Genomic DNA, 24932 nt, shown 5'->3' with positions numbered 1-24932 from the left:
TAGACTGGTAACAGAGCCATGGGCCGGTGGCCGGGATCTCCCGGCCACCGGCCCATGCTGTTCCAGTGCCTGGACATGCCTCCCGGCAAACTGTCCCTCCGCTGCCCGACCCCGAAAGCACCATGACTGATTCAACTCCGGCCCCTGCTCCGCAGCCGCAGCCGCCTGCGCGTCCCAAAGCCGCACTGACCCGTTATGCACTGATCATGGCGGTCATCGCACTTGCTGCCTGGGTTTTCGACCAGCTCACCAAAATCTGGGTCGTTGCAACGATGACCGAGGGTCAGGTCACGGACGTCCTGCCGCCGCTGCTGCGCTGGCACTTCATCCGAAACCCCGGCGCCGCGTTCTCCATCGGCACGGATTACACCTGGATCTTCACGATCATCATGGTCCTGGTTTCCGGGTTCCTCATCTACCTGATGTTCCGGCTGCGTTCGGCCGCCTGGTCCGTTGCCCTGGGCCTGGTCCTGGGCGGTGCCGTAGGCAACCTCACGGACCGGCTGTTCCGCGAACCCTCGTTCGGGCAGGGCCACGTGGTGGACTTCATCGCCTTCCCCAACTTTGCCATCTTCAACATCGCCGACTCCTGTGTTGTCTCGGGCGTGATCCTGGTGTGCCTGCTGACTCTGCGCGGCATCAACATGGACGGCACCCGGGCAGCGGCAGGCAAGGACAGCACCGATGCCTGAGATCCACGAACGCTTCAGCATCGGTGAAGAACACGACGGCGTCCGGGCAGACGCCGCGCTGGCCGAACTGCTGGAAGTCTCCCGATCCACCGCCGCGGGCTGGTGTTCCGAAGGCTGGCTCACCCGCGCAGGCCGTCCGCTGGCCAAGTCCGACCGGCTGCGTGCCGGGGACAGTGTTGCCGCTGACGTGCCGGAACAGCCGGACCCGCTGGCCGTCGTCGTCGAGCCCGTAGATGACCTGAAGATCCTCGGTGACGACGAGCACTTCGTGGTGATCGACAAACCCGTGGGCGTCGCTGCGCATCCCTCGCCGGGATGGGTTGGGCCTACCGTTGTGGGCGCCCTGGCGGCCGCAGGCTACCGGATCTCCACTTCCGGGGCGGGGGAGCGGCAGGGCATTGTCCACCGGCTCGACGTCGGAACCTCCGGCGTCATGGTCGTTGCCAAGACCGAACATGCCTACACGCTCCTGAAGCAGGCCTTCCGTGACCGCACCGTGGAGAAGGAATACCACGCGCTGGTCCAGGGCCTGCCGGATCCGCTGGAAGGCACCATCGACGCCCCGATCGGGCGCCACCCGGGCCACGACTGGCGCTTCGCCGTCGTCGACGACGGCCGGGACTCCGTGACGCACTACAAGGTCCTTGAGGCCTTCGGCCGTGCCTCCCTGGTGGAAGTGCACCTGGAGACCGGCCGCACGCACCAGATCCGCGTGCACTTCTCCGCCCTGCGCCACCCGTGCGCCGGGGACCTGACCTACGGAGCCGACCCGCGCCTGGCAGCGGAACTCGGGCTCACCCGGCAGTGGCTGCATGCCCGGAAGCTTGGATTCACCCACCCGGGAACCGGGGAATGGGTGGAGTACACCTCGGCCTACCCGCAGGACCTCCAGTACGCCCTCGACGCGCTGGGACGCGGCGACATCTAAGCACCGTCCCGGCGGCCTAGAATGGTTAGGTGGCTTCAGCAACTGGTACGTCGAAATCGTTTGTCCACCTTCACAATCACACCGAATACTCGATGCTGGACGGGGCAGCACGCCTGACCGACCTGTTCAGCCACGCCGATGAGCTGGGCATGAACGCCCTGGCCACCACGGACCACGGGTTCGTCTTCGGTGCGTTCGACTTCTGGAACAAGGCGCGGAACTCCGGCATCAAGCCGATCATCGGCGTGGAGGCCTACCTGACCCCGGGCACGGCCCGACAGGACAAGACCCGCGTGAAGTGGGGCGGCGGCGGGCGCGACGACGTCTCCGGCGCCGGTGCCTACACCCACATGACCATGTGGGCGGAAAACACCGAAGGCATGCACAACCTGTTCCGCATGTCCTCCCTGGCCTCGCTGGAAGGCTACCTCTACAAGCCCCGCATGGACCGGGACCTGCTGCAGACCTACGGCAAGGGCCTGATCGCCACCACCGGCTGCCCGTCCGGCGAAGTCCAGACCAAGCTGCGCCTGGGCCTTTACAACGAAGCCAAGCAGGCGGCGTCGGACTTCCGGGACATCTTCGGGGCGGACAACTTCTTCTGCGAACTGATGGACCACGGGCTGGACATCGAACGCAGCGTGCAGGCCGACCTGATCAAGCTCGCCCGCGAACTGGACCTGCCGCTGGTCGCCACGAACGACCTCCACTACACCCACGCCGAAGACGCCAAGGCGCATGCGGCGCTGCTGTGCGTGCAGTCCGGCTCCACCCTCGCCGACCCCAAGCGCTTCAAGTTCGACGCCGACGAGTTCTACCTCAAGTCCCCGGCCGAAATGCGCGCCATGTTCCGTGACTACCCGGACGCCTGCGACAACACGCTGCTCATCGCCGAGCGCTGCGACGTCGAATTCAACACCAAGGCCAGCTACATGCCGCGCTTCCCCTGCCCTCCCGGGGAAAACGAGGAATCCTGGTTCGTCAAGGAAGTCGAAACCGGCCTGCAGTACCGGTTCCCCAACGGCATTCCGGACGACGTACGCAAGCAGGCCGAATACGAGATCGGCATCATTACCCAGATGGGCTTCCCGGGTTACTTCCTGGTGGTTGCCGACTTCATCAACTGGGCCAAAAACAACGGCATCCGGGTTGGCCCGGGCCGTGGTTCCGGTGCCGGTTCTATGGTTGCTTACGCCATGCGCATCACCGATTTGAACCCGCTGGCGCACGGCCTGATCTTCGAGCGGTTCCTGAACCCGGACCGTGTGTCCATGCCTGACTTCGACGTCGACTTCGATGATCGGCGCCGCTCCGAGGTGATCCACTACGTCACCGAGAAGTACGGCGCGGACCGTGTGTCAATGATCGTCACCTACGGAACCATCAAGGCAAAGCAGGCGCTGAAGGACTCCTCCCGCGTGATGGGCTACCCCTTCTCCGTCGGTGAGCGCCTCACCAAGGCCATGCCGCCGGACGTGATGGGCAAGGGCATCTCCCTGACCGACGTCCACAACAAGGAAGCCAAGCGCTACGGCGAAGCCGAAGAGCTGCGCGAACTGCTGGCTACCGATCCTGATTCCCAGCGCGTCTTCGAGACCGCTATTGGCCTGGAAGGGCTGAAGCGCCAGTGGGGCGTACACGCCGCCGGCGTCATCATGTCCTCGCACCCGCTGATCGACATCATCCCGATCATGAAGCGGGAGCAGGACGGCCAGATCATCACGCAGTTCGATTACCCGACCTGCGAGGGCCTCGGCCTGATCAAGATGGACTTCCTCGGCCTGCGGAACCTGACCATCATTTCCGACGCCATCGAGAACATAAAGCTCAACAAGGACGTAGACCTTGACCTTGAGACGCTTGAACTCGATGACAAGGAGTCCTACGAACTCCTGGCCCGCGGTGACACCCTGGGCGTGTTCCAGCTCGACGGCGGGCCCATGCGGTCGCTGCTGAAGCTGATGCGCCCGGATAACTTTGAAGACATCTCCGCCGTGATCGCCCTGTACCGCCCGGGTCCCATGGGCGCGAATTCGCACACCAACTATGCGCTGCGCAAGACCGGCGTCCAGGAGATCACGCCGATCCATCCTGAGCTGGAAGAACCGCTCAAGGAAATCCTCGACACCACCTACGGCCTGATCGTCTACCAGGAACAGGTTATGGCGATCGCCCAGAAGGTGGCCGGCTTTTCGCTCGGCCAGGCAGATATCCTCCGCCGAGCCATGGGCAAGAAGAAGAAATCCGAACTGGACAAGCAGTACGAAGGCTTCCACGGCGGCATGGTGGAGCGCGGTTATTCGGAGGCTGCCATCAAGGCGCTCTGGGACATCCTGCTGCCGTTCTCCGACTACGCCTTCAACAAGGCGCACTCCGCCGCGTATGGGCTGGTCTCCTACTGGACAGCGTTCCTGAAGGCGCACTATCCCACCGAATACATGGCTGCGCTGCTCACCTCCGTGGGCGACGATAAGGACAAGCTCGCCCTGTACCTGAACGAATGCCGCAAGATGGGCATCACGGTGCTGCCGCCGGACGTCAACGAGTCCTCCGTGAACTTCACCCCGGTGGGCAAGGACATCCGCTTTGGCATGGGTGCCATCCGCAACGTCGGCACCAACGTGGTGCAGGCAATGGTCGGTGCCCGCGAGGAAAAGGGTGCGTACACCAACTTCAAGGACTTCCTGATGAAGGTCCCTGCGGTGGTCTGCAACAAACGCACGATCGAGTCCCTGATCAAGGCCGGTGCCTTCGATTCAATGGGGCACGCCCGCCGGCCGCTGGCCATGATCCATGAAGAAGCCATCGACTCAGTGGTGGTACTCAAGCGCAACGAGGCGGTCGGCCAGTTCGACCTTTTCGCGGGCATGGGGGAGTCCGAGCCGGAAGATTCAATTTCGATCGATATTCCGGACCTGCCGGAGTGGGAGAAGAAGGACAAGCTTTCCTTCGAGCGGGACATGCTGGGCCTCTACGTCTCCGACCACCCGCTGCAGGGGCTGGAAGGAATCCTCAGCCAGCATGCAGATTCCTCCATTACCTCGATCGTCAGCGAGGAAGGTCCGCCCGACGGCTCGATCGTGACGATCGCGGGCATGATCACCTCCCTGCAGCGGCGCATCGCGAAGAACAGCGGCAACGCCTACGCCCGCTGCGAGATCGAGGACCTTGCCGGCTCCATGGAAGTCATGTTCTTCGGCCAGGTCTACGGCCCGATTGCCGCCGTGCTGGCAGAGGACCTGATCGTCGTCGTGCGCGGCCGCCTGCAGCGCCGGGACGACGGCGCGGTGACGCTGAACGCGCAGGAACTCACCGTTCCCGACCTCAGCGAGGGCCACTCCGGGCCGGTGGTCATTTCGATGGCTACCTACAAGGCGACCGAGACCGTCGTGACCCAGCTCGGCGACGTGCTGCGGACACATCCGGGAACCTCGGAAGTGCAGATCCGGCTTAACGGCAACCGCACGGTGGAAGTCATGAAACTGGGCGTGGACCTCCGCGTGAACCCCACGCCGTCCCTCTTCGGCGACCTGAAGGTGCTGCTGGGGCCTGCGTGCCTGGATGCCTAGGTAGAATGGATTTGTGACTTTCTCCGCAGCTGAACGAACCGGTCAGCCCTTTGAATCCCTGCGTACCATCGACCTGCGCGGCAGGGTTCATACCCCCGCGCAGCTCAAGGCTGTGATGCCGCGCGCGGAGACCACCACCGACGTGGCCTCCGACGCCGTCTCCGCCATCATCGACGACGTTCGTTCCCGCGGATTCGCGGCGCTGGCGGAACTCGCCGAAAAGTTCGACGGCGTCCGCCAGGACCATCCGCTCGTTCCGAGGCAGGCCTTGGCCGAGGCGCTGGCGAACCTGGACCCGGCAGTCCGTGCCGGACTCGAGGAATCCATCCGCCGTGCCCGGCTGTTCGCTCAGGCGCAGCGCCCGGCTGACGTCGAGGTGGACATCGCCGACGGCGCCACGGTCACGCACCGGTGGGTGCCGGTCAACCGGGTGGGTCTCTATGTTCCGGGCGGCCTGGCCGTCTACCCGTCCTCCGTGGTCATGAACGTGGTTCCGGCGCAGGCCGCCGGTGTCGCATCGCTGGCCCTCGCCTCGCCGCCGCAGAAGGAATTCGGCGGCCTGCCGCACCCAACCATCCTTGCTGCCGCCGAACTGCTGGGGATCGAAGAGGTTTACGCCGTTGGCGGTGCCCAGGCGATCGCCGCCTTTGCCTACGGCATTCCGGAAGGCGGCGCCGGCCCCGCACTGGAACCGGTGGACGTCGTGACCGGACCGGGCAACGTCTTCGTGGCGACGGCCAAACGGCTGGTGAAGGGCGTCGTCGGAATCGATGCGGAAGCCGGCCCTACGGAGATCGCCGTCCTAGCGGACGCCACGGCGGAACCGAAGTTCGTGGCAGCGGACCTGATCAGCCAGGCCGAACACGACCCCAACGCAGCCTCCGTGCTGGTCACGGACTCGCCTGACCTCGCTGAAGCCGTGCGCGCTGAACTGGACATCCAGGTACCCGCCACCAAGCACACGGAACGTGTGGCCACTGCGCTCTCCGGTGCGCAGTCCGCCGTCGTGCTGGTGGATTCGCTGGAGCAGGGAATTGCGGTCTGCAACGCCTACGGAGCCGAGCACCTTGAGATCCACACTGCCGCGGCGCAGGACGTGGCCCGCCGCATCACCAGCGCGGGCGCGGTGTTCGTGGGAAGCTACAGCCCGGTCAGCCTTGGCGACTACTGCTCCGGTTCCAACCATGTGCTTCCGACCGCCGGGACCGCCGCATTCTCCTCCGGCCTGAACGTCACGACCTTCATGCGTGCCATCCAGGTGATCGATTACGGGCGCAGCGCGCTGGAAGAGGTCAGCGGGCACGTCGTGGCGCTGTCCCGCGCCGAGGACCTGCCGGCACACGGGGATGCCGTAAGCATCCGCTTCGCCGAATAGCGGCGCCCGGTTCCGCCCGGTTGTGAGCCAGGCGGAGCGCAGACCTAGAATGAGGGCGCCAAGCCCGCCGCAGCGTGTGAAAGGACCGAGGAATGTACTGTCCGTATTGCCGCAACGCCGATTCGCGGGTCGTGGACAGCCGCCTGGCTGACGACGGGTCAGCGATTCGCCGCCGCCGGCAGTGTCCCGAATGCGGACGCCGGTTCAGCACCGTGGAGACAACGAGCCTGAGTGTCATCAAGCGTTCCGGCGTGGCTGAGCCGTTCAGCCGCAGCAAGGTTATCAACGGCGCACGGAAGGCCTGCCAGGGCCGTCCGGTCAGCGAGGATGACCTGGCGCTGCTGGCCCAGGAGGTGGAGGAAACCATCCGTGCCTCCGGCGTGGCCGAGATCCAGGCCCATGAAGTGGGCCTGGCCATCCTGCAGCCGCTGCAGAAACTGGACCAGGTGGCTTACCTGCGCTTCGCCAGCGTCTACCAGTCCTTCGACTCCCTGGAGGACTTCGAAACCGCGATTGCAGCCCTTCGAGCCGAGTCCGCCCGTACCGGCGGGGTGCCGGCGGGAGCCCAGAGGCCGCTGACGGCCCAGTAGACGCCGTCGGGTGCCCCCAGCAAACACCGAGAGGCCAGTTGCGGCTCTTTCCAGGGCTGAAAAGAGCCGCAACTGGCCTCTCGATTGGGGGGGGGCGGTGCTACTTGATGTACTTGAAGTGCAGGGCTGCCTGCAGCGCTGCGCCGACGATCCCGGCGTTGTTCTTCAGGTTGGCCGTGACCATGGGCGTACGCAGGTCCAGCATGGGCAGGAAGTCCTCGCTGCGCTTGGAGATGCCGCCGCCAATGACGAACAGGTCCGGGGAGAAGAGGAACTCCACGTGGGAGAAGTAGCGCTGCAGTCGCTTGGCGTACTCTTCCCAGCTGATGTCGTCGCGTTCGCGGGCAGAGGCCGAAGCCTTGCTTTCAGCGTCGACGCCGTCGATCTCCAGGTGGCCCAGCTCGGCATTGGGAACCAGGGCGCCGTTGGAGATCAGGGCTGATCCGATTCCGGTGCCCAGGGTGATGACCAGCACCGTGCCGTCAACGCCGCGGCCCGCGCCGTAGCGGGCCTCAGCCAGGCCCGCGGCGTCGGCGTCGTTCATGACCTGCACTTCGCGGTTCAGCGCCTTGGTGAGGAGGGCGTCGACGTCGGTGTCCACCCAGCTCTTGTCGACGTTGGCCGCGGAGCGGGCAACACCGTGCTGGATGATGGCCGGGAAGGTCACGCCAACGGGAACATCGGTGCCGGGTCCCTCCGGGCGGGAGGAGAGCTCGGCGACGATCTGGCCAACGACGCCGGCCACTGCCTCGGGGGTGGCGGGCTGCGGCGTGGGGATGCGGAAGCGGTCACCGATGAGCTTGCCCTTGGCGAGGTCGACGATGCCGCCCTTGATGCCCGTGCCGCCGATGTCGATGCCGATGACGGCGTCGTGCTTGTTCTTGTGCTTCTTGGCCATGGTTCTCCAGTGCTAGGCGTTGCCCTAGGGCAGGGTCAGGATTTCGGCGCCGTCATCGGTGACGAGCAGGGTGTGTTCAAACTGGGCGGTGCGTTTGCGGTCCTTGGTGACCACGGTCCAGTTGTCTTCCCACATGTCCCACTCAATGGTCCCAAGAGTGAGCATAGGCTCAATGGTAAACACCATTCCGGTTTCGATGAGGCGGCTGTACGCCGGTGCGGCGTCGTAGTGCGGGATTATCAGCCCGGTGTGGAACGCCTCGCCCACGCCGTGCCCGGTGAAGTCCCGAACCACACCGTAGCCGAAGCGCCTGGCATATGACTCGATGGCGCGGCCGATGACGTTGATTTCGCGGCCGGGCATCACGGCTTTGATGGCCCGGCGGAGCGATTCGGCTGTGCGCTCGACCAGCAGCCGGGACTCCTCGTCCACATTTCCGGCCAGGAAGGTGTAATTGGTATCGCCGTGCACGCCGTTGATGTACGCGGAGATGTCCACGTTGACGATGTCGCCGTCCTGGATCACGGTCGTGTCCGGGATGCCGTGGCAGATGACCTCGTTGATGGAGGTGCAGATGGACTTGGGGAAGTGCCGGTAGCCCAGAGTGGAAGGGTAGGCCGTGTGGTCCAGCAGGAATTCATGGGCCACCCGGTCCAGCTCATCAGTGGTGACACCGGGTTCAATATGCTTGCCCACCTCTGCGATGGCCTGCGCAGCGATCCTGCTGGCGATGCGGATCTTCTCGATGGTTTCCGCGGACTTGACCTCGGAGCCGGTGAATTTCGCGGGTGCGTCCCTGTCCACGTATTCGGGACGGGCGATCGAGGCAGGCACGTGCCGGCGGGGAGAGACCGTTCCCGGCTGCAGGCGGCCAAGGGGTGCGGCGGCAATATTCTGGGGCATAGTATCGATCTTATCGCCAGCGTTCCGTGCTGCTGCATGGAACGGTGGCCGCGCATCCCCGGGCCGCCCCAACGGTCCCGGGGCCGAGACTGAGGAGGGCCAATGGCCGAGTACTGGTTCAATGTTCAGACCCACGAAGTCGAGGTGGGCCCGCAGTCGGACTGGACGAAGCTGCTGGGGCCGTACCAGACCCGGGAGGAAGCTGCCGCCGCCCTGCAGAAGGTCCAGGCGCGCAACGAGGCCTGGGACAAGCAGGACGAAGACTGAGCAGTCCCGGCGGGCGGCTTGCGGGCCCCCGCCGGGACACACCGGCTAGAAGCTGTGTTCCGGACCCGGGAAGGTGCCGCTGCGGACTTCGTCAGCGTATTCGCGGGCGGCGTTGGAGAGAACTGAGCGGACGTCCGCGAAGGCCTTGACGAACTTCGGCGCCTTGCCGCCGCGCATTCCTGCCATGTCCTGCCACACCAGTACCTGCCCGGTAGTGGCGTTTCCGGCGCCGATGCCGATCGTCGGAACGCGCACGGCGGCGTCGACGGCGGCTGCGACGTCTGCCGGAACCATCTCCATCAGGACGCAGAAGGCGCCGGCTTCGGCCAGGGCCGTTGCGTCCTCGATCACCGCCTGCGCGGCGTCGCCCCGTCCCTGTACCTTGTAGCCGCCCAGTGCATGCTCGCTCTGGGGCGTGAAGCCCACGTGCGCCATCACGGGGATGCCGGCCGCGGTCATGGCCCGGACATGGTCCGCGTAGTGGGCGCCGCCCTCCATCTTGACGGCCTGCACGCCAGCCTCCTTCATGAGCCGGACCGAGGATTCGATCGCCTGGGCCGGGGACACTTCATAGGAGCCGAACGGGAGGTCGCAGACGATCAGTGCACGCTTGGCTCCGGCTGAAACCGACTTGGCAAAGACAATCATTTCGTCCAGCGTGATGGGCAGGGTCGTTTCGTGCCCCATGACGTTGTTGGCGGCAGAGTCCCCGATCAGGAGGGTCTCGATCCCGGCCTCGTCGAAGATCTGCGCGGTGTACTGGTCATAGGCAGTCAGCATGGCGAATTTCCCGCCGGTGTCCTTGAGCTGCTGGAGGTAGGAGGTTCGTACCCGCCGCGGCGGCACCGGTGCCGTGCTCTGTTCGGTGCCGTACGGTTTGGGCTGTTCAGCGCTGGTCATTCTTCGAGACTACTAAACGTTGGCCGGGCCGTGCCGGGCCCGCTTTATGTCCTGCGCGTAATGTCCGCAGGGCACGCGCTGTCCTGAGTCGAAAAACCGCGTTGGCTGGGTAGAGTAATTGCAGGCTGCGCGCACCGCCGAGCGAGCCTGTCCCGCAGCGCGGCCTGAGTGGCCCGATGCTGTTTTCCGGAGCCCGTTGGGCACCGGAACCGGAACCGCCAAGCGAAGTACAGCGAAAGAGGTTAAGCATGAACCGCCAGCAGGAATTCGTTCTGCGAACGATCGAAGAACGCGACGTGCGGTTCGTGCGGCTGTGGTTTACGGATGTGGTGGGTTCCATGAAGTCGGTGGCCCTGGCTCCGGCGGAAGTCGAAGGTGCCTTTGAGGAGGGCCTGGGCTTTGACGGTTCCTCGATTGAGGGACTGGCACGGATCTTCGAATCGGACATGCTGGCCCAGCCGGACCCCTCGACGTTCCAGATCCTGCCCTGGCGCGGAGACGAGGAGCAGACCTCCCGGATGTTCTGCGACATCCTCACGCCCGACGGACAGCCCTCGGCAGCCGACCCCCGCCATGTGCTCAAGCGCCAGCTCGCCAAGGCCGCGGACATGGGCTTTACCTGCTACACGCACCCGGAAATCGAGTTCTACCTGCTGAAGTCGGACCAGCCCGGTCCCGACGGCGAGCCGGTCCCGGTGGACCGTGCCGGCTACTTCGACCACGTTCCGGGCGGCGTGGCCCAGGACTTCCGGCGCACCGCGGTGTCAATGCTTGAAGCCGTGGGCATCTCCGTGGAGTTCAGCCACCATGAGGCAGGCCCCGGCCAGAACGAAATCGACCTGCGCTACGCGGACGCACTGCAGACCGCGGACAACATCATGACGTTCCGCACGGTGGTCAAGGAAGTCGCCCTGATGACTGACTGCTACGCCACCTTTATGCCCAAGCCGTTCTCCGACCACCCGGGGTCCGGCATGCACACTCACTTCTCCCTCTTCGAGGGCGACTCCAACGCCTTCTTCGAAGCCGGAGCCGAATTCCAGCTCTCCACCACCGCGCGGCAGTTCATGGCCGGCATCCTGCGCCACGCACCCGAATTCACAGCGGTGACCAACCAGTTCGTGAACTCCTACAAGCGGCTCTGGGGAGGGGGAGAAGCTCCCAGCTACCTGTCCTGGGGCCACAACAACCGCTCCGCCCTGCTGCGGGTGCCGCTATACAAGCCGGGCAAGGGACAGTCCGCGCGGATCGAATACCGCGGCATCGATTCCGCGGCCAACCCCTACCTTTCCTACGCCGTGCTGCTGGGTGCAGGCCTGAAGGGCATCGAGGAAGGCTACGAGCTTCCCCCGGGCGCGGAAGACGACATCGAGTCGCTGAGCGCCGCTGAACGCCGGGCCATGGGCCATGCGCCGCTGCCGTCGAGCCTGCATGATGCCATCCGCGTCATGGAAGACTCGGAACTGGTCGCGGAGATCCTGGGCGAGCAGGTCTTCGAGAACTTCCTGCGCAACAAGCAGGCCGACTGGAACGAATACCGCCAGCAGGTCACGGCCTTCGAGCTGAAGAAGAACCTGAGCATCCTCTAACGGAAGCTGACTGCCGATGAGCCTGACCAGACGCCTGATCGCCGCCGGATTCACGGACCTCGAGAAAAGCGAACGGTTCCTGGCCGCTCCGGAACTTTCCGGAATCGACCAGGAACGGCTCTTCGCCGGGTTTGTCCGGGCAGCGAATCCGGACATGGCCCTGCAGTCCCTGGTGCGGCTGCTCGCGCGCGTCCCGTCGCTCGCTGAGCTGGCGGGCGGGGAGCAGGAGGATGGCGAAGCCCTGTTCCGGGTGCTTGGAGCGTCCGAGGCACTGGCCGAGTTCGTGATGCGGCACCCGGAGAACGCCGAGCTGTTCCGCACGGGCCCGCGTGCCGAACCGGGACAGGTTCCTGCCCGGACACTCCGCGCGTCGCTGCTGGAGTCCGTGCAGGCCGGAACAGGTCCGAATCCAGTGGCGCGCCTGACGGGCCCGGAGGCCTACGTCCGGCTGCGGACCCGTTACCGGCGGCATCTCCTGGACCTGGCGATCCGCGACCTGGGGGCAGCGTCACCGGAAGACACCATGCCCGCCGTCGGGCGTGAACTCGCCGACCTGGCCGGGGCCGCCCTGGAGGCTGCGCTGGCTGTGTCCCGCGCGGAGCTGGCAGATGCCTTCGAACCGGCCGACGTCGCCGCGGTGCGCCTGGCCGTGATCGGCATGGGCAAGTGCGGTGCCAGCGAGCTCAACTACATTTCCGACGTCGACGTCATTTACGTGATGGATGCCCCGGACCTTGATGAGACACTCGCCGGACGCATCGGCACGGCGATGGCGGCAGGTATTTCCCGTGTCATCAACGCCTCGGTCCCCGAACCCGGGCTGTGGGAGGTAGACGCCAACCTGCGCCCGGAGGGCAAGGACGGACCGCTGGTCCGCACGCTGGACTCGCATCTGAACTACTACCAGCGCTGGGCACAGACCTGGGAATTCCAGGCGCTGCTCAAAGCCCGCACGGTGGCCGGGGACCCGGCACTGGGCAGGCGCTATGAAGACGCCGTTGCCCCGCTCATCTGGTCCAGCTCGGAGCGGGACGGGTTCGTTGAGTCGGTCCAGGCCATGCGGCGGCGCGTGACCGACCACATTCCTTCCCATGAGGAGACCCGGCAGATCAAGCTGGGCAAGGGCGGGCTCCGCGACGTTGAGTTCACCGTCCAGCTGCTTCAGCTTGTCCACGGCAGGATCGACGACACGCTGCGGGTCCGCACCACTACGGCGGCTATCGCAGCGCTGAGCGAGGGCGGTTACATTGGGCGCGGCGATGCCGCCGACCTTGACGCGGCGTACCGCTACCTCCGCGTGCTGGAGCACCGGATCCAGATGGTGCACATGCGCCGGACCCACCTGATGCCCGAATCGGAGCCGGCCCTCCGTGCCCTCTCCAAGTCCTCGGCCGGCGCCCTGGCCCTGGTCCGCCCCAGCGCCGAGCGGCTGCTGGAGAACTGGCAGCGGACCAAGCGCCTGGTACGCCGGCTGCATGAAGCGATCTTCTACCGACCACTGCTCGCCACCGCGGCGAACCTCTCCGAAGCCGAGGTCCGGCTCAGCCCGGAAGCGGCCCAGGCCCGGCTGGCGGCGCTGGGCTACGCCGACCCGCGCGGAGCCATGAAGCACATCGAGGCCCTCACCAGCGGCGTCAGCCGCCGGGCAGCGCTGCAGCGCCAGCTGCTTCCGGTGCTGCTGGGCTGGCTGGGCGACGGCGTGGACCCCGACGCCGGGCTGCTCGGCTTCCGGCGGCTCAGCGAGGCACTCGGGGACAGCCACTGGTTCCTCGGCATGATCCGGGACTCATCCGCCGCGGGGGAGCGGCTTTGCCAGATCCTTTCCTCCTCACGGTTCATCAGTGACCTGCTGGAAGTGTCCCCGGAATCCACCGCCTGGCTGGGAACGGACAAGGACCTGCAGCCCTCCAGCTTCGATTCGCTCTGGCAGGAAATGCGCGCCAAGATGTCCCGGCATCCCCGGCCGGCGGAAGCCGTCCGCCTGATCCGCCTGATCCGGCGCCGGGAAATGCTGCGCATTGCGCTGGCGGACAGCGCCGGCCTGCTGAGCCAGGAAGAGGTGGGCCGCGCCCTGTCCGACAACGACCGCGCCGCGGTCCTGGGGACCCTGCATGTGGCTGAAAACGAGGTCTACGCCGGTGAGGAACAGCTCACGGATGTCCTGGTGGTTGCCATGGGCCGCCAGGGCGGCCGGGAGATCGGCTACGGGTCCGACGCCGACGTGCTCTACGTGCACCGCCCGCTGCCCGGCACCGATGCCCAGGCCGCGCAGGGACAGGCTGAGAAGATCGTGCAGCTTGTCTCTTCCCTGCTGCAGCAGCCCTGCCGCCCGGCAGTCCAGGCCGAACGGGTCCTGGAGCTCGACGCCGCACTGCGGCCGGAGGGCCGCCAGGGGCCGCTGGTGCGCAGTCTGGACTCCTACGCCGGTTACTACGAGCGCTGGTCCCTGGCCTGGGAAGCGCAGGCACTGCTGCGGGCCCGTCCAATGGCCGGTGACGACCGGCTGGGCGAGGACTTCATCTCGCTCATCGATCCGATCCGCTATCCGGAGCAGGTCGCAGAGTCCGACGTGCGGGAAATCCGCCGGATCAAGGCCCGGGTGGAAGCCGAACGCCTGCCGCGCGGGGCGGACCCCTCCCGGCAGCTCAAACTGGGCCGCGGGGGACTGAGCGACGTCGAGTGGCTGGTACAGCTGCTCCAGCTGCAGCATGCCCGCAAATATCCCGCGCTGCGCACCACGGCCACCCTGCCCGCGCTGGATGCAATCTCCGATGCGGGGTTCCTGCCGGAGACGGACACCGCCATCCTGCGGGAGAGCTGGCTACTGGCCAGCCGGATCCGTTGTGCAAATGTGATTCGCGGCGGAAGGAACCCTGACGTGCTGCCCTCATCCCGCCGCGAATTGGAAGCCGTCGCTCGCTGGTGCGGTTACGCTGCAGGTCAGGGCGGGGTTTTGGAGGAAGACTATCTTCGGATCACCCGGCGGGCACGCGGCGTCTTTGAGCGCTGGTTCTACGGTTACGGGGTCGGCTGAGGCCGTTCAGGGCACCCCGCGGTAATTTCGGTGCTGTCATTCCTAGTAGGCTCTTTGATGGCGTTTGCTGCGCATCGCCGCGAACCATTAGCTAGGAGATGTTTACTTTGCACAGTGGCAAACGGGTGCCCAAGGGCCCCGCCTCACTCGCGGTTCCCCTCCCCTCCCTGCTGGCAGCTGTAGCGCTGCTGCTGGGCATTCCCGCATCCGGGGCCTTCGCGGCCACCTCTCCGGCTGCCGGTGAGGCGGCCGGCAAGACTTACACCATCGGTACCGATACAACTTTTGCTCCCTTCGAGTTCCGCGAGAACGGCGAACTGGTCGGCATCGACATTGACCTGATGAACGCCATCGCCGAAGACCAGGGCTTCTCCGTTGAGATCCGCTCCCTCGGCTTTGACGCTGCGCTCCAGGCGCTGCAGTCCAACCAGGTGGACGGCGTCATCGCCGGTATGTCCATCACCGAAGAACGGCAGAAAGTCTTCGACTTCTCCGACCCGTACTTCGAGTCCGGCATCCAGATGGCGGTGGCCGAGAACAACAACGATGTCTCCGGCTACGAAGACCTCGAGGGCAAGCGCGTGGCCGTCAAGACGGGCACCGAAGGCCAGGCCTTCGCCGAGTCCATTAAGGACCAGTACGGCTTCGACGTCATTGCCTTCGCCCAGTCGGCGCAGATGTACGACGACGTCAAGGCCGGCTCCTCAGTCGCTGTCTTCGACGACTACCCCGTCCTGGCGTACGGCATCAAGTCCGGCAACGGCCTGAAGACCGTTACCGACAAGGAAGTTGGCTCCTCCTACGGCTTTGCCGTCAACGCCGACACCAACCCCGAACTGCTGGAGGCCTTCAACGCAGGCCTCGCGGACCTCCGCGAATCCGGCGAATACGACGAGATCCTGGACCGCTACCTGGACGCCGGCGCAGCCGACTCAAGCTTCTGGTCCCTGGTCACCGACAACGCACCCGCCTTCGCCAAGGGCCTGGGCCTGACGCTGCTGGCCACCGCGCTGTCCCTGTTCTTCGCATTGATCCTGGGTGTGATCTTCGGTTTCTTCAAGGTCAGCTCCAAGATCGTGCTCCGCGGCATCGCCACCACCTACGTGTCGATCTTCCGCGGCACCCCTGTCCTGGTGCAGGCGTTCTTCTTCTACTTCGGCCTTCCGCAGATCATCGGCCAGCCGGTGGACGTGCTGACCGCCGGTGTCCTGACCCTGAGCCTGAACGCCGGTGCGTACATGACCGAAATCGTGCGCGGCGGCATCCAGTCCGTGGATCCGGGCCAGATGGAAGCGGCCCGCAGCCTTGGCCTCGGCTACGGCAAGACCATGCAGAAGATCATCATTCCGCAGGCCGTGAAGATCATGACGCCGTCCTTCATCAACCAGTTCGTGATCACCCTGAAGGACACCTCGCTGCTTGCCGTCATCGGCTTCGCGGAACTGACGTACCAGGCACAGCAGATCTACGCGGTGAACTTCCGGACCGCCGAGGTGCTCATCATCGTCGCTGCCCTGTACTTCATCGTCATTACGCTGCTGACCAAGCTGGCGGACGTCCTGGATAAGAGGTTCAACAAGTGAGCAAGATCGAAACCATCGGCCTGCGCAAGTCCTACGGCCCGGTCGAGGTCCTGAAGGGACTGGACGTCGCCGTCGCCGAGGGCGAAGTGGTCTGCGTGATCGGACCTTCCGGCTCCGGCAAGTCCACGTTCCTGCGCTGCCTGAACAAGCTGGAGGACATTACCGCGGGCAAGGTCGTCATTGACGGCTTCGACCTCACCGATCCGAAGGTGGATCTGAACAAGGTCCGCCAGCACATCGGCATGGTGTTCCAGCACTTCAACCTGTTCCCGCACATGTCCGTGCTGGAGAACATCATGCTGGCACCCGTGGAACTGAAGAAGGGCTCCAAGGCCGAGGTCCGTGCCAACGCCCTGGCACTCCTGGAGCGGGTGGGACTGGCCGACAAGGCCGACGCACGGCCCGCACAGCTCTCCGGCGGCCAGAAGCAGCGTGTGGCCATTGCACGCGCCCTGGCCATGAAGCCGGACGTCATGCTCTTCGACGAGGCAACCTCCGCCCTTGACCCGGAGATGGTCGGCGAGGTGCTTCAGGTCATCCGCGACCTGGCCAAGGAAGGCATGACCATGGTCGTGGTCACCCATGAGATGGGCTTCGCCCGTGAAGTCGCCGACCGGGTGGTCTTCATGGCAGATGGCCACATTGTGGAGGAAAACTCACCCGAGGAGCTCTTCGGCAACCCGCAGTCCCCGCGGCTGCAGGACTTCCTGGCGAAGGTCCTCTAGGGCCTCAGCAGCCAACGACGGCGGTGCGGCGGACGTTCTCAAAGGATCGTCAGAGGCGCCGCCGTCGGGCATTAACGGCCCCCGCGTACCGCGGAACGTACCTGCCCGAACGGTTCCCAGAACCAGTCGAAGGTGTCCTGCGGGCCGGACATAAAGCGCTGGGTAAAGACGGCGCCGATGTCGCCGTTCGGATAGACCGCGGCACTGGTGCCGGAACCTCCGGCCCAGCCCCACATGCCCGGCTCGGACCAGGCGGCACCGGGTTCTGTCTGCACCGCGGTCAGGTAGCCCCAGCTCTCCACCGGACCGGCCATTTCGGCGAATCCGGCACGCTGGCTGCCCACCAGCTGGTCCGAGGCCATTTCTGCGGCAAAGCCGGCGGGAAGCAGCACATCGTCTGCCAGGGCCGAGAGGAAAGCCAGGTAATCCGGCACGGTCGAGACCATGCCGCCTGCCAGCGATTCAAAGCGCGGCGGGATGCGGAACGCGTCCCGGTAGTCCTGCGCCTCGGCCAGCCTGCCGGCTTCTGCCTGGTATACGGACGGGAACTGTTCGCGGCCGGTGGGGAAACCGGTGCCCGTGAGTCCAAAAGGACCGGTGATCCGTTCGGCAAGCAGACTGCTTACCGTCGTGCCTGCGACTTTGCCGAGCAGTACCGAGAGCAGATCCGCTCCTGAATGGTACATCCAGCGCTGTCCGGGCTGCGCGGCAAGCGGCAGTTCTATCAGCCGGGCGAGGTAGGCATCCGGGTCTATGTCCGGTGGGTTGGGGCCCCAGAGCAGGTCCCGTGTCGCCGCGGCATATGGGGTCTGCCCGAAATCGATGCCAAACCCTGCGGTGAAGGTGAGCAGGTGCCGCAGCGTCACCGGGCCGCGGATCGGAACCGTCACCGAAAGCGGTGCGTCAGGGGAGGCCAGCACGCGCACTCCGCCGAGGCCGGGGAGCCAGCGGGAGACGTCGTCGTCCAGTGCCAGCCGCCCTTCGGCCACCAGGTCGAGGGCCAGGGCGCCGCCCATGAGCTTGCTCAGCGATGAGATGCGGAACGGCGTCTCCGGTGTGACCGGCGCCGTTCCGGCCGTATCGAGCGTCCCGAAGGCCCGGACTTCGGTCTGTCCGGCAATCCGGACCCCCGCAACGAGTCCGGGGCACCATCCGGACTCCACCTGCAGAGCGAGGCTGTCCCACAGCGGCTGAATTGATCCGGGCATGCGTCAACGGTCCACCGGATTTCCCGGCGGGTCAATGCCTGCCGGGGAGGCCTTGCCAAAACGAAAGGCCCGCACTGCTGCCGGAGCAGCGGTGCGGGCCTTCCAAGCGGCGGATGGTTCAGCCGCCGTGAATGCTAGACGCCGTAGTAGAGCTCGAACTCGTAGGGGTTCGGGCGCAGGGAGAGCGGGAAGATTTCCTTCTCACGCTTGTAGGCGATCCAGGCCTCGATCATGTCCTGGGTGAACACGCCGCCCGCCTGCAGGAACTCGTTGTCGGCTTCGAGGGCATCCAGGGCTTCCTCGAGGGAGCCCGGAGCCTTCTGGATGTCCTTGGCTTCCTCGGCCGGGAGCTCGTAGAGGTCCTTGTCGATCGGATCTGCCGGTTCGATGCGGTTCTTGATTCCGTCCAGGCCTGCCATCAGCTGGGCAGCGAATGCCAGGTACGGGTTGGAGGAGGGGTCCGGAGCGCGGAACTCGATGCGCTTGGCCTTCGGGTTGGAACCGGTGATCGGGATGCGGATACCGGCGGAGCGGTTGCCCTGCGAGTAGACCATGTTCACCGGTGCTTCGAAGCCCTTGACCAGGCGGCGGTAGGAGTTCACCGTCGGGTTGGTGAAGGCCAGGACAGCGGATGCATGCTTCAGCAGGCCGCCGATGTACCAGCGGGCGATGTCGGACAGGCCGGCGTAGCCCTTCTCGTCGTAGAACAGCGGCTCGCCGCCGTTCCACAGCGACTGGTGGCAGTGCATGCCCGAGCCGTTGTCGTTGAAGACGGGCTTCGGCATGAAGGTGGCGGACTTGCCCCAGGCATCGGCGACATTCTTGACGATGTACTTGAACTTCATCAGGTCGTCGGCCGCGTGGGTCAGCGTGGTGAACTTGTAGTTGATTTCGGCCTGGCCGGCGCCGCCAACCTCGTGGTGGGAGCGCTCGACCTCGAGGCCGGCGTTGTCCAGCTCTACGCAGATCGCGTCGCGGAGGTCGGCCTGCTTGTCCACGGGCGCAACCGGGAAGTAGCCGCCCTTGAACGGGGTCTTGTTGCCCAGGTTGCCGCCCTCTTCTTCGCGGCCGCTGTTCCAGGGAGCTTCGATCGAGTCGACCTTGTAGAAGCTGCCCTGCGGGGCAGATTCGTACTGCACGTTGTCGAAGATGAAGAACTCGGCTTCGGGAGCGAAGAACGCGGTGTCGGCGATGCCGGTGGAAGCCAGGTAGGCCTCAGCACGCTCGGCCACGCCGCGGGGATCGCGGTGGTAGGGCTCGCCGGTGCGGGGATTGACGATGGAGAAGTTCAGCGCAAGCGTCTTCTCAATGCGGAACGGGTCCAGGAAGGCGGTGGTGACATCGGGGATCAGCTGCATGTCTGATTCGGCGATTCCCTGGAAACCGCGGATGGAGGAACCATCGAAGAGCTGGCCGTTGACGAAGAAGTCGGCGTCCACGGACTTTGCCGGAACGTTGAAGTGCTGCTGCACGCCGGGAAGGTCGGTGAACCGGATGTCGACGAACTTCACATCTTCGTCAGCGATGAACTTGAGGACCTCGTCCGCATTCTTGAACATCGTGTCTATGCTCCTTATACATGTTTGGTTGGAAGGCCTCGGGCGGTGGGCCTGTCCATGCGCCAGTCGGTGATTCCCGCAGGATCCGGCAACAAAAAATAGTCTAGGAGCACCCCATTACCCGCCCGTGTCACCAATGTTTCGGCGACGTTACGTGCACCGGGCTCCTATCACCACCCTAGCCTGTGCGCGCTGCCACAGGCATAATTGGCCGCTTCACAGTCCGTCGGCGGGACATGGGTGAGCCCGGTAGTCTTAAACGGTGGTTGACAGAAGAAGCTTAGGTTCATGGCTCGAAGGCCCTCCGTCGGATGAAAACAACTGGCCGGGCCGCAGGCTGGGAAGGCCCCGCACCGGCCCCGGCTCCATTGCCCGGGTAGGGCCGCGGCTGGGTGCCCTGGTGATCGACTGGGCCGTGGCATCACTGATCGCCTATGCCTTCTTCGGCGGCACCGGAAACTCGATCCTGCTGGTGTTCGCGGCGGAGCAGATCCTGCTCGTGGGCCTGCTGGGCTACAGTATCGGCCACCGCGTTTTCAGCCTGCAGGTCCAGAAACTGGACGGCGGGGCAGCCGGCCCCCTTGCCGGCGTCGTGCGCACCGTCCTGCTGTGCCTCGTGGTTCCGGCGCTGATTTTCGACGCCGACCAGCGGGGCCTGCATGACCGGGCCATGAAGACCGTCCTGGTGAAGGTCAAGCACGGACGCTGATCCTTCCGCAAACGAAAAAACGCCCCCGGCACAATCTGCCGGGGGCGTTCTGTTTGGCGTCGGTTAGCGTCCGCGTGCGGCCTTGCGGTCCGGACGGGCCTTGTACGGGTCGATTCCCTTGGGAATCGGAAGGCGCTGGCCGATGGCGGAGAGGCGCTTGTTCACGGCCTGGACCTCCTGCTTGGTCAGTGACTTCTTGAGCTTCTTGACCTTCTTGGCCACCTGCTGGAGCGGAACCTGGCCCTCGCCGCGGCCGGTCTGGATCACGTGGACCGGGACGTTGGGGACGATGCGGTTCATCTTGCGGCGCTCCCCGTCAACGAGGGCCTTCACGCGGTTGGACGGGCCTTCGGTTACGAGGACGATTCCGGGACGGCCGATCGCACGGAAGACTGCGTCCTGGGTGCGGGGGCTGACTGCCACGGGCTGTTCCTCGAGGATCCAGCCGCGGCGCAGGACGGAGAGCGCAGCGCCGGAGGCACCGGGCTGTCCCTCAATCTGGGCGAAGGCGGCACGCTCGGCGCGGCGGGAAAGGATGAACATTGCGGCCAGCAGACCGAGCGGGATCGCGATGATGAGCATCGTGACCCAGTTGTCGATCAGGAACCCGATGACCAGGCCGATGGCGATGATGCCGAGGAAGGCACCAACCATCCGCCAGATAACGCTGGGATCGTTGCGCCGCGTCATCTTGAAGACATCGGCGATCTGTTTCATGCGGCCGGGCTGCTTGTTCTTCTTTTCCGCCTTCGGCTTGCGGGAGAAGAGGCCGCGGCGGGCGCCCTTGGATGCGTCGGAATCAGTGCTGTTGGCCATAATGCGTCAATTCTACGTGATGACGGCCCGGCGCTTTCTCCCCGTGACAAAGGGAGGCGCCGGGCCGTTGGAGTCTGATGGAGAGCGCCGTCCTACCGCCGGGCCAGGACGGCGGATGCCTCCTGGGCGGCGGTCCCGGAGTCTTCGATGTGCGCCAGGTTGGGCGGCATTACCCTGCCCTTCTTCCGCATGGCGCCGGCCCACAGCCGGCCGGCACGGTAAGAGGACCGGACAAGGGGCCCGCTCATGACGCCCAGGAAACCAAGTTCCTCGGCTTCGGCGCTCAGTTCAACGAACTCCTCGGGCTTGACCCAGCGGTCAACCGGCAGGTGGCGTTCGCTGGGGCGCAGGTACTGCGTGATGGTCAGCAGGTCGCAGCCGGCGTCGCGCAGGTCCCGCAGCGCGCCGGAAATCTCCTCCCGCGTCTCGCCCATGCCCAGGATCAGGTTGGACTTGGTAACCATCCCCAGCGCCTGGCCCTGGGTGATGACGTCGAGGGAGCGCTCGTAGCGGAACGCGGGACGGATCCGCTTGAACAGCCGCGGCACTGTCTCCACATTGTGCGCGAAGACTTCAGGGGCTGCGTCGCAGATCGCCTGGATGTGCTCGGGCTTGCCGGAGAAGTCCGGAATCAGGATTTCGACGCCGGTTCCCGGGTTCACTGCATGGATCTGGCGGATCGTTTCGGCATACAGCCAGGTGCCCTCGTCCGCCAGGTCATCGCGCGCTACTCCGGTGACTGTGGCGTAGCGCAGGTTCATCGACTGGACCGACCGGGCAACCTTCATCGGTTCCATGCGGTCCAGGGGAGAGGGCTTGCCGGTGTCGATCTGGCAGAAGTCGCAGCGGCGGGTACAGTCCGAGCCGCCGATGAGGAAAGTGGCTTCCTTGTCTTCCCAGCATTCGAAGATGTTGGGGCATCCGGCTTCCTCGCAAACCGTATGGAGGCCTTCCTTCTTCACCTGGCCCTTGAGGTGCACATACTCGGGGCCGATGTTCACCTTGGCTTTGATCCAGTCGGGCTTGCGCTCCACCGGAACGGCGACGTTTCGCTGCTCGATGCGCAGCAGGCGGCGGCCTTCGGGGGCAAGTGTCACGTCACGGCTCCTTGTGTTTCTTCGACTGTGCCGGCGGCCGCTGGTGCGGACGCGGCGGCTCCGGGACGGCTGGTGAGCCCCCCGAGGGTACGCATGAGTTCCTCCTCGACCCGCTGCACGACGGCGGCGGGGGTCACCAGGGTTCCTGTTTCCTGGCTCAGGGAGGTGGTTCCGGCGTCCGTGATGCCGCAGGCGATGATCTGGGCGTAGGGTGCCAGGTCGTTGCTGCAGTTCAGCGAGAAGCCGTGCATGGTGACGCCGTGGTCCACGCGGATCCCCACGGCGGCTATCTTGCGGTCCTGGGCGTTGTCCGTGCCGGTGATCCAGACTCCGGACCGTCCCTCGACGCGCCGGCCTTCGACGCCGTAGCCGGCCAGCACCGCAATGAGCGCCTCCTCGAGTGCAGCCACATAGTCCACCACGAGGACGGGGTCCGGCAGCTTGAGAATGGGGTACCCGACGAGCTGTCCCGGGCCGTGCCAGGTGAGCTTGCCTCCACGGTCAACACTGACAACCTCCGTGCCGTCGAAAGGGCGCTCGTGAGGTTCGGTGCGGCGGCCCGCCGTGTAAACAGGCGTGTGTTCGAGCAGGAAAACGGTGTTCGGACGGCTGCCGTCCCTCACCTCGGAGTGGGCCCTGCGCTGGAGGTCCCACCCCTCCCGGTAATCCAGGTAGTCCGGAGCAAGGCCCACGCGCAGAAACTGCAAATCCATACCGGCTACCCTAGCCGGGATTGTGACTGAAAGCGGGCATGATTCACGTCATGTTTCGCCGGGCCTGTGGATAACTTCTGCGTGAGTGCGCCGAAGAGGCTAGAAATATCGGCATGCAAATGGTCCAGGACCCGGACGTACCCGGAGAGGATGAAGAAGATTCCCCGCCCAGGCCGGTACTCCCTGATCCGCAGTGGCACGTAGGCCGCTGCCTGGGGAAGGGCAGCAGCTCATCCGTGTGGCTGGTGGAGCGGCCGGTGGACCGGAAACGGTACGCCCTGAAGGTGCCGCTCGGCCGGGATGCGCTGCCTGATGGTTTTGAAATCCGCCGGGAGCTGGGCATCCTGTCCAGATACCGGCATGAGAACCTGCTGGGCGTCGAAGGCATCCTGGCCACGGTCCGCGGGTTCGGACTGCTGCTGGAGTACGCACCCGGCGACAGCCTGGCGCGGCTCGTGGCCGCCCGCGGAACCCTCAGTGCCGGAGAAACGGTCACTGTGCTCGTGGCGGTGGGGCGTGCCCTGGGCTGTCTTCACGCCGACGGCGCCGTCCACGGGGACGTTTCCCCGGGAAACGTCCTCTTCACCGCCAACGGAAAGCCCCTGCTGGCAGATTTCGGGACCGGAAGGCTTCTCGCCGAACCTGGCGGCCCGAGGACGGGGACGCCGGGATTCACGGCCGCCGATCCGGCGGGCCCGGCGGGGGACTCCGGAGCCGGGCAGGCCGGTGACGTGTTTGCGCTGGGTGCCTTGGGCTGGTTCATGCTGACCGGCAGGCCGCTGGTGCCGGGTCTGCGCCCTCCCCTCAGCGTCCTGCTCCCGGAACTTCCGTCTGGCCTGCGGGACCTGGTGGATTCCGCCCTGGAGGAAGATCCGCAGCTGAGGCCGGAAGCAGCTGACTTTGCCGCACGGGTGCTGCGGGCCTGCCCGGCGGAACCGGTGGACCTGCTTCCGGCTGTCCACTCAAGCGTTCGTCCGGAACTGCGTACCCGACGTACGTCCGGCAGTCCGGGCCCGGCCGGGACGCGGAGGCCCCGGCTAAGGGCGCGGCGGAGATCCCGGAAGGCGCCTTGGGAAGAAGTGCGGAAGCGCGGCAGGGGTCCAGGGCTGCTCAGCGGCTGGCTGATAGCGGCCACGCTCATGGTCAGTGTGACGGCGGTGCTCGGGGCCGTCGCGGTTCTGGCACCCCAGCTGCTCCGGCCTGAGCCCGGAAGCGGGAACGGAGGAACGGGTCAGGCCACTGGCTCTGTTTCCGCTGGCACCGCCGGCGACACACCTTCCCCGGCTGGACCTGAGCCGCCGCCCGCTGAGGCGCCGGCAGGAGCCCCGGGCGGGGAGCCGCCCGAACCGCCTGAGCTGGCCGTGCTGACCGGGGACGATCCGGTGGCTGCCGCAGAAGTGCTCACCGTGATCCGGGCGCGTGCCTTCGCGCAGGGGAACCCGCGGCTGCTGGACTGGGTCAACCTCCCTGGTTCACCCGCGGCAGCGGCAGACCTGGAACAGGTCCTGGCCCTGCAGGAACGCAGCGAACGGCTGGAAGGCCTGTCCGTGGCAGTCCTGGAAAGCTCTGCAGCCGGCGGCTCCGGCCAGAGGACCCGCGTTTCGGTCTCCGCCGAATTGTCAGGCTGGATGCAGGTCCGCCGTGACGGCACCCAGGCAGCGGCCCCGGGCGGCCCCATGCGGCAGGAAGTGCTCCTGGAGCTGGCGCGCACCGGGGAACAGTGGCGGATCGCGGCGGTGCTGCCCGCGGCGGCAAGCCTTCAGTAGCCTGCCGGTAC

At 65.8% G+C, this 24932-nt stretch carries 20 protein-coding genes; 12 read left to right on the top strand and 8 right to left on the bottom strand.

The window, feature by feature from the left end:
• Nucleotides 1-122: 122 nt before the first annotated feature.
• The 5 genes from lspA to nrdR all read left to right on the top strand — a co-directional run bounded on the left by lspA (nt 123) and on the right by nrdR (nt 7154).
• Nucleotides 123-692, top strand: a complete 570-nt coding sequence (gene lspA / locus NGB94_RS07235; RefSeq protein ID WP_325789938.1) for a signal peptidase II — start codon at nt 123-125, stop codon at nt 690-692.
• Nucleotides 685-1620 carry an RluA family pseudouridine synthase gene (locus NGB94_RS07230; RefSeq protein WP_325789937.1) on the top strand — a complete coding sequence of 312 codons (936 nt, stop codon included), beginning with the start codon at nt 685-687 and terminating at the stop codon, nt 1618-1620. The genes lspA and NGB94_RS07230 overlap by 8 nt, the downstream gene beginning before the upstream one ends.
• Before the next feature lie 29 nt (nt 1621-1649).
• On the top strand, nt 1650-5189 hold the full coding sequence (gene dnaE, locus NGB94_RS07225) for a DNA polymerase III subunit alpha (protein ID WP_325789936.1): 3540 nt from the start codon (nt 1650-1652) through the stop codon (nt 5187-5189).
• Nucleotides 5190-5202: 13 nt separating this feature from the next.
• Nucleotides 5203-6564 (top strand): histidinol dehydrogenase, encoded by a 1362-nt coding sequence (hisD, locus tag NGB94_RS07220; protein WP_325789935.1) that lies wholly within the window; start codon nt 5203-5205, stop codon nt 6562-6564.
• 92 nt (nt 6565-6656) lie between these two features.
• Nucleotides 6657-7154 (top strand): transcriptional regulator NrdR, encoded by a 498-nt coding sequence (nrdR, locus tag NGB94_RS07215; RefSeq protein ID WP_325789934.1) that lies wholly within the window; start codon nt 6657-6659, stop codon nt 7152-7154.
• 100 nt (nt 7155-7254) lie between these two features.
• Here the strand turns inward: nrdR and ppgK are convergent, their stop codons facing one another.
• Both ppgK and map read right to left on the bottom strand, forming a co-directional pair.
• A complete protein-coding gene (gene ppgK / locus NGB94_RS07210; RefSeq protein WP_325789933.1) occupies nt 7255-8052 on the bottom strand; it encodes a polyphosphate--glucose phosphotransferase in 798 nt (265 codons plus the stop codon).
• Nucleotides 8053-8076: 24 nt separating this feature from the next.
• Nucleotides 8077-8955, bottom strand: coding sequence for a type I methionyl aminopeptidase (map, locus tag NGB94_RS07205; protein WP_325789932.1), 879 nt, complete (start codon nt 8953-8955; stop codon nt 8077-8079).
• 102 nt (nt 8956-9057) lie between these two features.
• Between map and NGB94_RS07200 the strand changes: the two genes are divergently transcribed.
• Nucleotides 9058-9222 carry an SPOR domain-containing protein gene (locus NGB94_RS07200; protein WP_325789931.1) on the top strand — a complete coding sequence of 55 codons (165 nt, stop codon included), beginning with the start codon at nt 9058-9060 and terminating at the stop codon, nt 9220-9222.
• 45 nt (nt 9223-9267) lie between these two features.
• Here NGB94_RS07200 and panB read toward each other — a convergent pair whose 3' ends face one another.
• Entirely contained in the window at nt 9268-10122 is an 855-nt protein-coding gene (gene panB / locus NGB94_RS07195) for a 3-methyl-2-oxobutanoate hydroxymethyltransferase (RefSeq protein ID WP_325789930.1), read from the bottom strand.
• A 248-nt stretch (nt 10123-10370) separates the two neighbouring features.
• On the opposite strand from panB, the gene NGB94_RS07190 reads away from it, so the two are divergent.
• The 4 genes from NGB94_RS07190 (at nt 10371) to NGB94_RS07175 (ending at nt 17053) form a co-directional block, all read left to right on the top strand.
• Nucleotides 10371-11711 carry a glutamine synthetase family protein gene (locus tag NGB94_RS07190; RefSeq protein ID WP_325789929.1) on the top strand — a complete coding sequence of 447 codons (1341 nt, stop codon included), beginning with the start codon at nt 10371-10373 and terminating at the stop codon, nt 11709-11711.
• Between the two features lie 16 nt (nt 11712-11727).
• Complete coding sequence (locus NGB94_RS07185) at nt 11728-14745, top strand: bifunctional [glutamine synthetase] adenylyltransferase/[glutamine synthetase]-adenylyl-L-tyrosine phosphorylase (protein WP_325789928.1); 3018 nt, start codon at nt 11728-11730, stop codon at nt 14743-14745.
• Nucleotides 14746-14852: 107 nt separating this feature from the next.
• On the top strand, nt 14853-16328 hold the full coding sequence (locus NGB94_RS07180; protein ID WP_418910617.1) for an amino acid ABC transporter substrate-binding protein/permease: 1476 nt from the start codon (nt 14853-14855) through the stop codon (nt 16326-16328).
• Nucleotides 16325-17053 (top strand): amino acid ABC transporter ATP-binding protein, encoded by a 729-nt coding sequence (locus NGB94_RS07175; protein ID WP_325789926.1) that lies wholly within the window; start codon nt 16325-16327, stop codon nt 17051-17053. Before NGB94_RS07180 ends, NGB94_RS07175 begins: the two co-directional genes overlap by 4 nt.
• Nucleotides 17054-17124: 71 nt before the next feature.
• On the opposite strand, the gene NGB94_RS07170 is transcribed toward NGB94_RS07175, so the two are convergent.
• The gene (locus NGB94_RS07170) at nt 17125-18261 is read right to left on the bottom strand and encodes a serine hydrolase domain-containing protein (RefSeq protein WP_325789925.1); all 1137 of its coding nucleotides are present in this window, start codon (nt 18259-18261) and stop codon (nt 17125-17127) included.
• Nucleotides 18262-18395: 134 nt separating this feature from the next.
• Nucleotides 18396-19820: a type I glutamate--ammonia ligase gene (gene glnA, locus NGB94_RS07165; RefSeq protein WP_325789924.1), complete on the bottom strand. Its 1425-nt coding sequence runs from the start codon at nt 19818-19820 to the stop codon at nt 18396-18398.
• A 262-nt stretch (nt 19821-20082) separates the two neighbouring features.
• Between glnA and NGB94_RS07160 the strand changes: the two genes are divergently transcribed.
• Nucleotides 20083-20529: an RDD family protein gene (locus NGB94_RS07160; protein ID WP_325789923.1), complete on the top strand. Its 447-nt coding sequence runs from the start codon at nt 20083-20085 to the stop codon at nt 20527-20529.
• Between the two features lie 63 nt (nt 20530-20592).
• On the opposite strand, the gene NGB94_RS07155 is transcribed toward NGB94_RS07160, so the two are convergent.
• From NGB94_RS07155 to lipB, 3 genes are all read right to left on the bottom strand, one after another.
• A complete protein-coding gene (locus NGB94_RS07155; RefSeq protein ID WP_325789922.1) occupies nt 20593-21345 on the bottom strand; it encodes a DUF4191 domain-containing protein in 753 nt (250 codons plus the stop codon).
• Between the two features lie 92 nt (nt 21346-21437).
• Nucleotides 21438-22442 (bottom strand): lipoyl synthase, encoded by a 1005-nt coding sequence (gene lipA / locus NGB94_RS07150; RefSeq protein ID WP_325789921.1) that lies wholly within the window; start codon nt 22440-22442, stop codon nt 21438-21440.
• Nucleotides 22439-23155 carry a lipoyl(octanoyl) transferase LipB gene (lipB, locus tag NGB94_RS07145; RefSeq protein WP_091605581.1) on the bottom strand — a complete coding sequence of 239 codons (717 nt, stop codon included), beginning with the start codon at nt 23153-23155 and terminating at the stop codon, nt 22439-22441. The genes lipA and lipB overlap by 4 nt, the downstream gene beginning before the upstream one ends.
• Before the next feature lie 113 nt (nt 23156-23268).
• Between lipB and NGB94_RS07140 the strand changes: the two genes are divergently transcribed.
• Nucleotides 23269-24921, top strand: coding sequence for a serine/threonine-protein kinase (locus NGB94_RS07140; RefSeq protein WP_325789920.1), 1653 nt, complete (start codon nt 23269-23271; stop codon nt 24919-24921).
• The last annotated feature ends 11 nt before the right edge of the window (nt 24922-24932 follow it).

The organism is Arthrobacter koreensis (assembly GCF_035792275.1).
In the GTDB taxonomy this organism is placed as follows: domain Bacteria; phylum Actinomycetota; class Actinomycetes; order Actinomycetales; family Micrococcaceae; genus Arthrobacter_B; species Arthrobacter_B koreensis_A.
The sequence above is the reverse complement of the archived record's forward strand: the minus strand, read 5'-3'. Positions and strand labels throughout refer to the sequence as shown.